We start from the raw sequence: 13,964 nt of genomic DNA, 5'->3' as shown, positions 1-13,964 counted from the left end.
TGTGCCGAGAGTGCCGTCCGGGTGGCGACGTTCGGTGATCTTTCCTTCGGGGCGCCGTGTGAGGTGGGTGGTGGCTCCGAGCGGGTCGGTGAAGGCGATGGTGCGGCCGAAGGCGTCGTAGGTGAGACGGGCGGTGTTGCCCAGAGCATCGGTGACGCCAGTGATGAGGCCGGCAGAGATGCTCCCGGAGCAGTGGTACGGCGTACGCCCGGACGATGAAGTACCCAAGCATCTGTGTGAGTTGCTGGCATTGATGCGGGGTGTCGATCCCGCGGACGTGCCTCTGATCGAACAGGTCGCCCAAGCCCTGAGCGACAAGCACTCGGCGGAGATGCAGGTGCAGTCGGTTACTCAAGATCTTCAGAGGAAGGCTTGGGCCGTCTAGTCAGCCGGCCTCACTGCCCTCTCCGCGCAGGCGGAGGTGGGCCGGGGTCATGGCCGCGGGTCGCGCATGCCGTCTCGTGCCCTCCGCGCAGGCGGAAGGGGCTCCCGGCTCACCTCCGCCTGGGTGAAGACCAGCATCGTCACCCACTCCACCAGGGCGTTGCGAGACGTCGAGTGCGCCACGATAGGGGCACATCGAGGCTTCTGCGCTGAGGAATTGGGACGTGGAACACCTCCCTCAGCTGCACTGACGGCTGCGCCCGTCGCAGACTCCTGGAGCGAGGTGGCCGAGCGGGGAGGACCTGCGAGGACTAATCGTCGATGCACTTGGGGTACTTCGAGCCCCGGTTGCAGTCGTGGTAGTCGTACTTGCTGACCCGGAACTTCTCCTCCTTACCCTTCTTCGAGGGATCGACGACCAAGTAGAACTTCTTCCCGTCCTTGGTCTTTTCGGTGACCCGGCCTTCAGGGCCATGGCCGAAATCCTGCGCACACCCGGCGAGTGCGAGGGCGGCGACCGCGATGAGGGCGGGGACGAGGGTGAGGCGACGCATGTCGTGCTCCGATCAAACTGTGGGACCAAGGCAGTCTAAGAGGCCGACTGCCCGGCAGAGCAGGCGGGGCGACGTCACTTCCGCGAACGAGAACAGGGCACTTCTCGCCCTCCAGCCACGCAAACATCTCCGCAGTCACACCGTGCTCAACGCGGACGGCACCGTGGCGCCAACCTGCGACCACTCAGCCGCCGAGCAACCGAAAAGCCACCCCCACCTACCACCCGCCATCACCCTGCGGCTGTCCAGGAACCGGCCTCGTCACCCCGCACCGCCGCCTGACCAGCCAGGCCGAACTCCCGGCCTGGAAACCGGACGTGGCGGGGTTCCGCAGGGCAGGAACCTGCGGCAACACGCAGGGCTGGTGAGGCGGCGTAAGCCTCACCAGCCGTTCGGATAGGCCAGTGGCTGTGTCCGTTCAGGCGCGCATTGTCGAAGCGGTAGGTCTGCCCGGAGCGGTCGACAGCGTCCGTCCGCGGAGGATGACCGCGCGGTGACCGATGTTCTTCACCGTCACTTACTCCGCATACAGGTTCGGTTGGAGCGGCCGTCGTCGCACACGGGGCGCTGCCGTACTGGATCGCTCCGGGAGTCACCAACGAGCGGTAGTGGCGGTGCGGGGCCGAGACGTGGTGACCGTGGCCGACGCAGCGGCCGGAAGGACAGCGGTGGCCGCGAGAGCCGAAGACCGCGGCGCCGATACGTGAAGCATTACGGGACGCGCCCCCCATCAAGCCAGGCGCAGCGCTCCCCCGGGCGTCCACCAGCCCCAACGCGGCACCTCCTACACGCTTCCAGACGCCCCATGGCGTTATCGACAATCGCACACCGGGTCACTCAAGGATGCCGAGAGGTAGCGTCGACGACGAGTTGGGCGCCGACGACATCCACGGCAACCCCCAAAAGCCCGGTGTCGCGCCCTTTGGGGCATGGAGCGCCGCCTCGACGGAAGGGCGCCATCCCCTCCGCCGTTGCCATCCGGCCGGGGCTGTGCTCGCAGCCAGGCGGACGGGTTCCGTCATGCTCGCCCCTCACGCCCCTCAACCGGTCTGCCTGTCCTCAAGCTTGCACTGACGCTCCGTTGGCGCGTTCTCACCTCGGAGTCGGCTTGAAGCCGTACAACCCCGCAGCATGGTGAGGGGCATCACTTAACCCCTCAATCCGGAATGCCGGTTGTTTCACCTAGAGACCGTTTCGTGGAGCTATCCAGATGGACATGCGTGCGTATACGTTCCCGCCCACAACTTCTTCATGAAATCTTCATTTTGTGTGGGTGGGGGAACGGGATGCCGGTCTCGGTGCGTCGAAGACGCTTACATCGGGTGCTCTCAGCGGGGATAGGCGGGCTGCTGACAGCAGGCCTGCTGCCCGCGCCCCTCGGAGCGGCCGCATGGGCGGCGCCCCGCCCGTCGGCAGCCGCCGCGGCACACGCCCCTGACGCTCAGGCTCCCGACGAGGACTCCGCCCTGGAGCAGGCCAAGCGCACCGGGCGGGAGGTGGAAGTCACCTCTCTGCGAGGTGAGTCGGCTGATGTCGTGGCCACTCCGGCGGGCAAACTCCAGGCCCGGCAGTACCTGCGTCCCGTGCGGACCCGGGCGTCAGGGAGCTGGCGGGACATCGATACCGACCTGGCCAAGACCAGTGACGGGACGGTGGCGCCGAAGGCCGCGGTCGTAGACCTGACGTTCTCGGGGGGTGGCGACAAGCCTCTGGTAACGCTTCGTAAGGCGGGGCGCGAGCTGGAGCTGTCCTGGCCGGGAACGCTGCCGGCTCCGGTACTCGACGGGGCACAGGCCACGTACCCCGACGTACTGCCCGGCGTGGACCTGAGAATGGGGGCTCAGGCCGACGGGTTCACGCAGCTTCTGATCGTCAAGTCAGCGCAGGCTGCCGCCAGTTCGCAGCTCGCGCAGCTTCGACTGAAGCTGTCGGCCGCCGGCATGGACGTCAAAGAGACGACCGCGGGTGGTTTGGAGGCGCTCGACAAGGGCGCCGGGTCCCCGGTGTTCGAGGCACCGACCCCACTGATGTGGGACTCCAGCACGGGCGGGAAGACCTCCGCAGTTCGCAAGGGCCTGAAGTCCGTGCCGGCCAAGGGGAAGGCAGCCCGGGCAGCCGGACGGGTGAGCGCTTCCGGTGTTGAGGGCGATGAACCGTCGGCCGGTGAGTCGGGCAAGCTCGCGCCCGTGGGGGTGGACGTCCCAGCCGGCCAGGACCAGGTCGTCCTCAAGCCCGACGCCGACGTGCTGAAGGGCAAGGACACCGTCTATCCGGTCTACATCGACCCGCAGTGGTCCACCCCGCGGGCGACCTCATGGACGATGGCGTCGAAGTACTGGGCGTCCTCCCCGCAGTGGAAGTTCAACGGCGACCACGACGCGGGGATGGGGTACTGCGACTGGAACCACTGCCAGCCCGAGGACACCAAGCGGCTCTTCTACCAGATCCCGACATCGGCGTTCGCCGGGAAGTCGGTGCTGTCGGCCGAGTTCGTGGTCCGCAACACCTGGTCCGCCTCCTGCAAGGAAAAAGAGGTGGAACTGTGGCGGACCAGACCGATCTCGTCCTCAACGACCTGGAACTCCCAGAACGAGTCGGGGTTCTGGCAGAAGCAGCTGGCCTCGGACAGCTTCGCGCACGGCTACGAGGGCTGCTCGGCCAAGGACGCCGAGTTCGGTGTCAGATCCGCCGTGCAGGAGGCGGCGGACAACAAGTGGCCGACGCTGACGTTCGGGCTGAAGGCCGGCAGCGAGAGCGACGCTCTGGCCTGGAAGCGGTTCTCGGACAAGGCCTATCTGCGGGTGACCTACAACCGGCCGCCGCCGCAGGTGAGGCCCTCGCAGCTGACGATGGAGTACGGCGGCACCTGCAAGAAGTCCGGCGCTCCCGCTCGGATCCGCACCCGGGGCAAGATCCACGCCAACCACGTCACCGACCCGGATCACGACAGGGTTCAGGTCCAGTTCCAGGCCAGCTGGGACGCCGGAGACGGCAAGGGCACCACCGCACGGTGGAAGCCGGGACTGACCACAGCGAAGCAGTCCGGCTGGGACTTCGTCGTCAGTCTGCCCGCCTCGATTCCGACGAACAAGACGGTGAGCTGGGCCGTGCGGACCTACGACGGCGCACAGTACTCCCCATGGTCGTTCACCGGGTCCGCCGAGGCGTGCTACTTCGTCCTCGACACCACAGTGCCCGCGGCCCCCACGGTCAGCTCAGGGGAGTATCCCCCCTCCGACCCCGAGAACCCGGACGACCCCTGGCTCGACGGGGTCGGCCAGTACGGCACCTTCACCGTCGCGGACAGTCATCGTGACGTGAACCGCTACGTGTACGGCATCAACGGCGACCCGTCCAGCAAGAGCACGGTCACCACCAGTGCCGGCGCGGCGCGGAACATCTCGGTCCAACCGGAGAAGCCCGGGCTGAACTTCGTCACCGTGCAGGCCTTCGACACGGCCGGCAACAGCAGTGAGATCCGCACCTACCGGTTCCGGGTCAAGGCCGGCCAGCCCGAGCGCGCCACCTGGCAGTTCGACGAGCCGGCCGGCGCCGCCGAGGCGAAGGGTTCCACCCCGGCACGGACCGCCGACCTGCACGGCGGCGCCACACCCGGTGCGGACGGAGTGGCGGGCACCGCCCTGTCCCTCAACGGCACCGACGGCTACGCGGCCACCGACATCCCCGTCGTCGACACCTCCCGCGGCTTCTCCGTCTCCGCCTGGGTCCGCCCGAGTCAGATTCCCGACCATCCGGCGATCGTTGCCACCCAGCCGGGCAACCACCGGCCGGGCTTCGAGCTGTACTACTCCGCCGATCTCAAGCGGTGGGTGTTCAACCAGTACACCGCCGACAGCCCCGACGCCGGCATCGCCCGCGCGATGGCCGCCCAGCCCGGCGGTGTCACCGCCAACGCATGGACCCATCTGGTGGGCGCCTACGACAGCACCGCCAAGGTGCTCCAGCTCTACGTCGACGGCAAGCTGGCCGGTCAGACGCCGTACACCACCGCCTGGAACGCCCGCCGCGGCCTCCAGCTGGGCGCCGGTTCCTACGGCGGTACGCCCGGCTCCTTCTTCCCCGGGTCCATCGACGAGGTGCAGGTCTTCGACAAGTCCGTCTCCGCCGGTGAGGTCACCCGGCTGTACAACAAGGAGCGCATCCATGGCCCCGGGCGGCCGGCCCGCGCGGTCTTCCCGCTCGACGAACCGGCCGCGGCACAGCAGGTGACCGCGCACGGCGAGGTCCTGCCCGCCGTCCTGCACGGCGGTGCCGAACCCGGCACAGCAGGGGTGGCGGGCAACGCCCTGACCCTGGACGGCAAGGACGACCACGCCTCGGTGGACGCGGCGCACTTCAACACCGAGCGGTCCTATGCGGTCACCGCCTGGGCCCGGGTCACCGACGCCACCCGCAACCAGACCGTCGTCGCGCAGGACGGCAGCTTCCTCAGCGCCTTCTACCTGTCGTACGAGGCCTCCGGCGGGGTGTGGAGTGCCCGGCTGGCCAGCAAGGACGCCACCGACGGCAACGTCACCCAACAGCGCATCGCCTCGAAGCAGAAGGCGTCCATCGGCAATTGGGTGCACCTGGCCGCCGTGCACGACACGATCGACAACACCGTGAGCCTGTACGTCAACGGCATCCTCCAGGGCAGCACCGCGGCATCGCAGGCCTGGTACGGCGACGGTGGCCTGCAGATCGGCCGTGCTCTCTACCGGGGCGCGTACACGGACTACCTCACGGGTCAGATCGATGACGTGCGTGTCTTCGACCGCCCGGTCTCCGAGGGGGAGATCCACCAGCTCGTGCAGCGCCGTCCGGTCCTGACCGGCCGGTGGCAGTTCGACCAGGCGGCTGATCCTGGGGCCAACTCCGTTGCTCGGGGGCCGGCCATGACGCTGGGAGGCGGGGCGAAGCAGGTCCCCGGTGCGGGCTTCCTGGGTGACGGGGGTCTGGTCCTTGACGGCAAGCAGCAGGACTACGCCTCCAGCACCCTGCCGTTCGACACCAGTGAGAGCTTCACGGTGACGGCGTGGGTCCAGGCGGCGTCGGTACCGTCCCGTCCTTCGGCGCTGGTCAGTGCCGAAGGAACCAATACCAGCAGCTTCGTCAGCGGCTTCATCCCCAATCTCAAGGACCCCACAGCGGAGGGCTTTTGGACTCTGGCGATGCCGCGGGCGGACACGGTGGACGCAGAGCTTGACTGGGCCGGTAACGCGCAATCCTTCAACAGCGTCACGGACTGGAATCACCTCGCGGTCGTCTACGACGGCTTCGCCAAACAGGCACGAATCTACGTCAACGGGCAGCTTGGCGAAGCTGCCTGCATCGACGGCAACGACGACGGACAGGCCGACGACGCGGCCTGCATCGAGGCGGTCCCCTGGGCGGAGAACGTCATCTCCTTCAAGGCGCTGAAGTCCCTGCAGCTTGGACGGGACAAGGGCCACGGCTCCTTCGGGGACTACTGGCCCGGCGCGATCGACGACGTGTGGACGTTCCAGGGTGCGCTCAGCGACGCACAGATCAACCAGCTCTCCAGCGCGTGGGTCGGCCTGCCGACCGAAGTGCCCAACGTGCCCGACGGGGGCTGACGGCAGGGCGTGCGAGCCACCGCACGACCTGCACCGATCGGACTTTCTGACGTAGATAACACCGCGCCGCCACGGGCACAGACGCGGTGAGTAGCAAGGGGTGGGACGGAAATGAACGGCACACTTGGTCTCTTCAGACGCGCACGACTGCGGCGCAGCCTCGCCGTGGGCATCTCCACCGTGCTCGCCGGCTCATTGCTGCCGGTTCTGCCCTCAGCGGCGCAACCCGCTTCAGCAACGGAAACGTCCAATCGCCCCTACGCCGGCAAGGCCGTCGACGGCACCTACGGCATCCGGGCCAGGCCACGCAAGCTCCCCACCGGACCACGCACGCCCACGGAACGCCCCAAGAGCAGGTGGCCCAAGGCCGCTACGGCAACCATCAGTCTCGCGAATCCCGGCATCGCAGGGCCGCCGAAGAAGGCCAACGGCAGGGGCGAGGCGTTCCCGCTGACGCTCGCTGCCGCCGATGCCCGGTCGGACAAGTCGGCGAAGGCAACAGGCACACACCGAAGTGCCGTGCCCGGCTCGGTGACCGCTCGCATCCTCGGTCAACGATGGGCTCGCAAGGCGGGCATCGACGGAATGCCGTTCACCCTCCAGCCCGCCGCCCGCTCCACCGCGACCGACCCGCAGCGGCCCGGTCCGCTGCGGGTCGGTGTCGACTACGGTGCTTTCGCCGGGGCCCACGGCGGCAACTACGCCTCCCGGCTGCGTCTGGTCGAACTCCCCGCGTGCGCGGCGACCGCCCCGGACAAGGCCGAGTGCCGCACCGCGAAGCCGCTGGCCACCCGCAACGACACCGAGAAGCACACCCTGACCGCGTCCTCGGTGCCACTGCGCGCGAAAGGCCCCACCGTGCTCGCGGCGGTCGGTGACGACAAGAGCGTCAAGGGCGACTACAAGGCCACCAGCCTCTCCCCCTCCGCCACCTGGAACACCAACCTCAACACCGGTGACTTCACCTGGTCCTACGACATGCCCGTCCCCGAGGTCCCCGGCGGTCTCAAGCCGAGCGTGGGCCTGTCGTACTCCTCCGGCTCCATCGACGGCCGCACCGGCAACAGCAACAACCAGGGCTCCTGGGCCGGTGACGGCTTCGAACTGTGGCCCGGCTACATCGAGCGCCGCTACAAGCCCTGCGCCGACGACGGCGAGAAGCACACCGACGGCAGCAAGCCCGCTGACCTGTGCTGGGGTTACGACAACGCCTTCATCTCCTTCAACGGCAAGGCCGGCGAACTGGTCCCGGCCGGCAAGGACGAGTGGAAGCTCCAGAACGACGACGGCACCAGGATCAAGCGGCTGACGTCCTCGGCTCGCGACAACGGTGACAACGACAACGAGTACTGGGAGCTGACCGAACCCTCCGGTACCCGCTTCTACTTCGGCTACCACAAGCTGCCCGGCTGGGCCGCCGGCAAGGACACCACGGACTCGACGTGGACGGTCCCGGTCTTCGGCAACGACAGCGGCGAGGACTGTCACAAGGACGCCTTCAAGGACTCCTGGTGCCGGCAGGCGTGGCGCTGGAACCTCGACTACGTCGTCGACCCGCACGGCAACGCCATCTCGTACTACTACGACAAGGAGACCAACTCCTACGGCCGCGACCTGAACAAGGACGACGACACCCCCTACACCCGGGGCGGCTACCTCAAGCGCATCGAGTACGGCCGCACCTCCGCCGACCTCTACGCGGGCAAGCCGCTGGCGCGGGTGTCCTTCGCCAACTCCGAGCGCTGCCTGCCGCAGAGCGGTGTCACCTGCGCGGCCGACACCATCGACGCCAAGAGCTTCTACTGGTACGACACCCCCTGGGACCTGAACTGCAAGGCCGGCACCGCCTGTGACCAGGGGCGCCTCTCCCCCACCTTCTGGACCCGCAAGCGGCTGACGGGGGTGACCACCGAGGTCCTCAAGGACGGCGCGCTCACCCCGGTCGACTCCTGGGCGCTGGCCCACCGCTGGGGCAAGGCCGACGTCGACTACCAGCTGGAGCTGGAATCCATCCAGCACACCGGCCACACCGACACCAAACCCCTCACCCTGCCGAAGACCACCTTCGCCTACACCCAGCTCGCCAACCGCCTCGACAAAACCGGCGACGGCTACGCCCCCTACATCAAGGACCGTCTGTCGACCATCGCCGACGAATACGGCGGCCAGACCGACGTCAACTACTCCAAGCCGGCCTGCTCGTTCAGCAACCTGCCCACCCCGGAGTCCAACACCACCCGCTGCTTCCCCCAGTTCATCGGCGGCAGCTCCAGCGACGACATGGACAGGGAGTGGTTCAACAAGTACGTCGTCGAGTCCGTGACGACCACCGACCGCACCGGCGGCGCACCCGACCAGGTCACCCGCTACGACTACCGCGATGACGCGGCCTGGCACTACGACGATGACGACGGGCTGACCAAGGAAAAGTTCAAGACCTGGTCCCAGTGGCGCGGCTACGGCCACGTCCGCGTCCAGACCGGCGGCCAGGGCACAAGTGCGGACGCCATGAAGACGCAGGAGGACAGCTACTTCCTGCGCGGCATGGACGGCGACCGCAAGAACACGGGTGGCGGCACCAAGGACGTCAGCGTCTCGCTGAGCGCTGGAGAGGGCGAGCCTCTTACCGACGACGCCTCGGCAGCCGGATTCGCCTACAAGACCGCCACCTACTCCGCGCCCGGCGGCAAGGTCCTGACCAAGACCGTCAGCCGGCCCTGGCACCACCAAACGGCGAAGAAGACCCGCGACTGGGGAACGGTCACCGCCAACTTCTCCGGCACGGCCAGCGCCCGCGCCTGGACCTCCCTCGACGACGGTGCCGGTGCGAAGTGGCGTACGACCACCACCGCCTCCACCTTCGACACCGTTGCCGGACGCGTCAAAGAAGTGAGCGACCGCGGCGACGACTCCACCACCGACGACGACCGGTGCACCCGCACCACCTATGCCACCAACACTGACAAGAACATCCTCACCCTGCCCGCACGCGTCGAGACCGTCGCCACCGAATGCGGCAGCAGCCCCGACCGTACGAAGCAGGTCATCTCCGATGTCCGCACCGCCTACGACGGGGGCGGCTACGGCGCCGCGCCCACCAAGGGCGATGCCACCGCCGTCGCCAAGCTGAAGAAGCACGACGGCACCACGGCCACCTACCTGGAGACCGGCACCACCTACGACGGCTACGGACGCCCGGAGAAGGTCACCGACCTCACGGCCAATGTCACCGCCATCGGTGACAGCGCACCCACCCGCACAGCCCGCACCGACGGCCGCACCACCACGACCGCCTACACCCCCGCCACCGGCTTCCCCACCAAGACCGTCACCACCACACCCCCCGCCGACGCCAAGGACGCCGCCACAGCCCAGGCCACCACCACCGAACTCGACCCGCTGCGCGGCCTGCCCGCCGCCACCGTCGACACCAACGGCAAGCGCACCACCCGCACCTACGACGCGCTGGGCCGCTCGCTGAAGGTGTGGCTGCCGGACCGGGCACGCACCACGGTGTTGCTGCCCAACTACCAGTTCGACTACTACGTCGAAGACGGCAAGCCGGCCACGGTCGCCACCCGCACCCTCAACCCGGAAGGCGCAAGCCAGGCCGTCTCGTACACGCTCTACGACGGCTACCTCCGACCCCGCCAGACCCAGGCGCCGGGGCCCGACGCCGGCTGGCTCATCAGCGACACCTTCTACGACGAACGCGGCCTGGCAACCAAAACGTTCGCCCCGTACTACGTCGCAAAGAAGCCGGAACGCGAGCTTTTCAAGCCCGCCGATGCCCTGAGCGTCGAAACCCAGACCTGGAAGACGTACGACGGCCTGGGCCGCGAAACCGAGAGCCGGGACGTCGCAGGCAACGGCGAGGGCGGCAAGGTTCTCGCCGTCACCACCACCCGTTACAGCGGCGACCGCACCACCGTCATCCCACCCGCAGGTGGCACCGCCACCACCACGGTGACAGACGCCCGCGGCCAGACCACCCAGCTCCTGCGGCACCGCACCCGCGCCGCCGACGCACCGGCCGAGACCACCCGCTATTCCTACACTCCGGCCGGCAAGCTCGAAGGCGTCACCGACCCGGCGGGCAACACGTGGGCCTACCAGTACGACCAGCTCGGCAACCAGACCTGGTCCAAAGACCCCGATAAGGGCATCACCAAGGCCACATTCGACGACCGCAGCCGGCAAATCGCCAGCGAGGACGCCAACGGCGCCGTCCTGGCCACCGTCTACGACGGTCTCGGACGCAAGACCGAACTGCACGACAAGACACCCGACGGCCCGCTGCGCGCCAAGTGGGTCTATGACACCGTCACCAAGGCCAAGGGGCAGCTCGCCGAGTCCACCCGCTACCTCGACGGCAAGCCGTACACCAACAAGATCATCCAGTACGACCCCGTCTACCGGCCGCTGCGCACCGCCACCGTCATCCCCGAGTCCGAAGGGGCTCTGGCCGGCACCTACATGGCCTCAACCAACTTCTATTCGAACGGACAGCCGCAGGGGCGCGGCACGGCAGCGGCGGGCAACCTGCCGGCCCAGGTGTGGAACTACGAGTACGCCGACAACACCCTGCGCACGACGGCGGTCTACAACTCCGGCATCCGCTCCGACGCCACCTACACGCTCACCGGCAAGCCCCTCACCTACAAAATCGTCGGCAACGGCAAACCCACCCAGCTCACCAACACCTACGAGTGGGGCACCCAGCGCCTGTCCAACTCCCGCGTCGACCGCCAGGACGTCGCCGGCGTCGACCAGTCCGCCACCTACGGCTACGACCCCGCCGGCAACGTCACGTCCCTCTCCGACGTCTCCCGTACCGGCACCGACACCCAGTGCTTCACCTACGACCACCTGCGCCGCCTCACCGACGCCTGGACCCAGGACGAGAAAACCTGCGCCGCGGCCCCGGCCGGGAACCTGATCGCCGGCCCGGCACCCTACTGGCACTCGTACGCCTACGACAGCGCCGGCAACCGCACCAGCCTCACCCAACACGACCCCTCAGGCGACCCCGCCAAGGACAGCAAGAGCACCTACACCTACCCCAAGCCCGGCACACACCAGCCCCACACCCTCACCTCCGTCGACACCACAGGGCCCACCGGTACCAGCAAGAGCAGCTACGACTACGACGCCCTCGGCAACACCACCAGACGACTCCTGCACGGTGACCAGCAATCCCTGCACTGGGACGTCGAGGGCCACCTCACCAAGGTCACCCAACCAGCAGGCGACAACGGCACCAAGACCACCTCCTACGTCTACGACGCCGACGGCAACCGCCTGATCACCCGCACCGGTGACCGCACCACCCTCACCCTCGGCGACCACACCGAACTCACCCTCGACAAGGGCGCTGCCAAACCCAAAGCCACCCGCTACATCCCCCTCGGCGGCGGCAACCAGGCCGTCCTGGCCGACGACGGCACCTACACCGTCACCCTCGCCGACCGCCTCGGGACCGGCCAACTCGCCATCAACGCGGCCGACCAGTCCCTCACCCAGCGCCGCAGCCTCCCCTTCGGAGGCCTCCGCGGCGCCAAACCCACCAACTGGCCCGGTTCCAAGGGCTACGTCGGCGGCACCGACGACACGGCGGACACCGGCCTGACACACCTCGGGGCGCGCGAGTACGACCCGGAGACCGGACGCTTCCTCTCCGTCGACCCCTTGATGAACCTGGCCGATTCAGAATCCCTCAACGGATACACCTACGCCGGCAGCACGCCGATGACGGATTCCGACCCCAGCGGCCTCATGAGACCCGCCGAATCAGGCGCGAAGGGCTGCGACCCCGTCCTGTGCCCATGGATGGACTGGGGCTCGAAGCAGGACCGACAGCGATTCCTGAACGGGCTGGCGGCCATCAATCCGGCGAAATGGGGCGGCTACCGCAGCCATCCGCAGGCAGCGGTACTTCCCGGACTCTGGGTCGAGTCCACGTGGGAGCACTCCGACGAGTTCACCAACGCCATCTATGCCGAGGCAACCAGCCGTCAGCTGTTCTACCAGGGCATGTTCGAGATCGACCCAAGGGAAGGAAGCACACAACTCACGCTCGCGAACCTCAAATTCGGGGTGTGCGCCGAGATGGAAGGCCACTGCCCGGAAAGTTTCGCCCAGCTCCTGCTCTCCTCCATGGCCAGTGGCGCGATGACCTTCGCAGGCAGCCGTGACGGCGGAGGAATACGAGCCGGCGGCAGCAGACGAGGCGACACCACCTCCCCGTGCCCCCACAGCTTCCTACCCGGCACCGAAGTAGCCCTCGCCGACGGCGAGAAGAAAAACATCGAAGACGTCACCACCGGCGACAAGGTCGTAGCCACCGACCCCGAAACCGGCAAGACAACCACCCGCCCCGTCGTCGCCACCATCGTCACCAAGGACGACAAACACTTCACCGACCTCACCATCACAACCCCAACCGGCGACTCCAGCATCATCGCCACCGACACCCACCCCTTCTGGTCCATCGACAAGAAAAAGTGGATCGACGCCGGCGACCTGCGCCCCGGAACCCAACTCCGCACCCCTCAGGGCACCATCGCCAAAATCACCGCAGTCCGGCACTTCCACAAGAAGCAACGCACCCACGACCTGACCATCGCCGGCACACACACGTACTATGTACTCGCTGGCGCCACTCCGGTCCTCGTACACAATTCAGACTGCCCGCGCACGCCAATTGGAGGACGCGGTAGACCGCTCGATATCAATACGCCCAATAAGCCCGCAACCATCGATGGACGTGACTACACAGGCCACGCGCTCGATCGAATGCAACGGCAAGGGATTATGTCTTCGGCTGTCGAAAATGCCACACGAGGGACACCAATTCCAGGAAAGAACGCGGGGACGACGGCTTTCTATGATGAGGCCAACGACATGACTGTGATCACCGACACTGGATCGGGGCGTGTTATCACGGTCGACTATGGGAGGATTCGCCAGTGAGCACTGAACGGGATACCGAGGGGCGACTCCGTGATCACGCAGCTCAGACCTTGTCTGAATATCGAGCGGGCAACCTCTCGCTCCGCAGACTCATCGATGCACTTGATTCGGTCTGGAATAGCCTTGAGACCTCTGGGTGGCGAGACGAGTTTCGTGGTCACTGGTGGACGCTGGAGCAGATTTACTCGGTTGCCCTGGATCGTGGCGATCTAGCGAATCTCTCGCGAGATGAAATGCGGGAGATAGAAGAAGCTCTCAACGAGCTAGAGGTTCTCATTGGATAGATCAGACCAGCTGGCTGGTCGGGCTTTCGCATAATGGGAAATCCTTTTCCCCGCGGAGTGCAGGGCCCCAGAAGCCCCACGGAGGAGTTCTCTCCGTGGGGCTCCGACCGCATCACCGGCGGCCATGACGAGTCCATCGAACTCCGGTTCGTACCACCGGAAGAGATCGAGGA

3 protein-coding genes are annotated in these 13,964 nt (G+C 67.2%); 2 read left to right on the top strand and 1 reads right to left on the bottom strand.

Features of this window, described 5'->3' with window-relative positions; genetic code table 11:
- Window positions 1-695 precede the first annotated feature (695 nt).
- Complete coding sequence (locus TU31_RS12745) at window positions 696-938, bottom strand: hypothetical protein (protein ID WP_042153479.1); 243 nt, start codon at window positions 936-938, stop codon at window positions 696-698.
- Window positions 939-2,224: 1,286 nt separating this feature from the next.
- On the opposite strand from TU31_RS12745, the gene TU31_RS12740 reads away from it, so the two are divergent.
- Both TU31_RS12740 and TU31_RS12735 read left to right on the top strand, forming a co-directional pair.
- Window positions 2,225-6,535, top strand: coding sequence for a LamG-like jellyroll fold domain-containing protein (locus TU31_RS12740; RefSeq protein WP_078885733.1), 4,311 nt, complete (start codon window positions 2,225-2,227; stop codon window positions 6,533-6,535).
- 111 nt (window positions 6,536-6,646) lie between these two features.
- Window positions 6,647-13,507: a polymorphic toxin-type HINT domain-containing protein gene (locus TU31_RS12735; protein ID WP_245698515.1), complete on the top strand. Its 6,861-nt coding sequence runs from the start codon at window positions 6,647-6,649 to the stop codon at window positions 13,505-13,507.
- The last annotated feature ends 457 nt before the right edge of the window (window positions 13,508-13,964 follow it).

Source organism: Streptomyces lydicamycinicus (assembly GCF_000829715.2).
In the GTDB taxonomy this organism is placed as follows: Bacteria; Actinomycetota; Actinomycetes; order Streptomycetales; family Streptomycetaceae; genus Streptomyces; species Streptomyces lydicamycinicus.
This window is presented reverse-complemented; position numbering and strand designations above follow the sequence as displayed.

What these genes read in the sequence shown, in the direction of transcription:
- TU31_RS12735 (WP_245698515.1), top strand. Translation starts at nt 6,647, where the DNA reads ATGAACGGCACACTTGGTCTCTTCAGACGCGCACGACTGCGGCGCAGC.
- TU31_RS12745 (WP_042153479.1), bottom strand. Translation starts at nt 938, where the DNA reads ATGCGTCGCCTCACCCTCGTCCCCGCCCTCATCGCGGTCGCCGCCCTC.
- TU31_RS12740 (WP_078885733.1), top strand. Translation starts at nt 2,225, where the DNA reads ATGCCGGTCTCGGTGCGTCGAAGACGCTTACATCGGGTGCTCTCAGCG.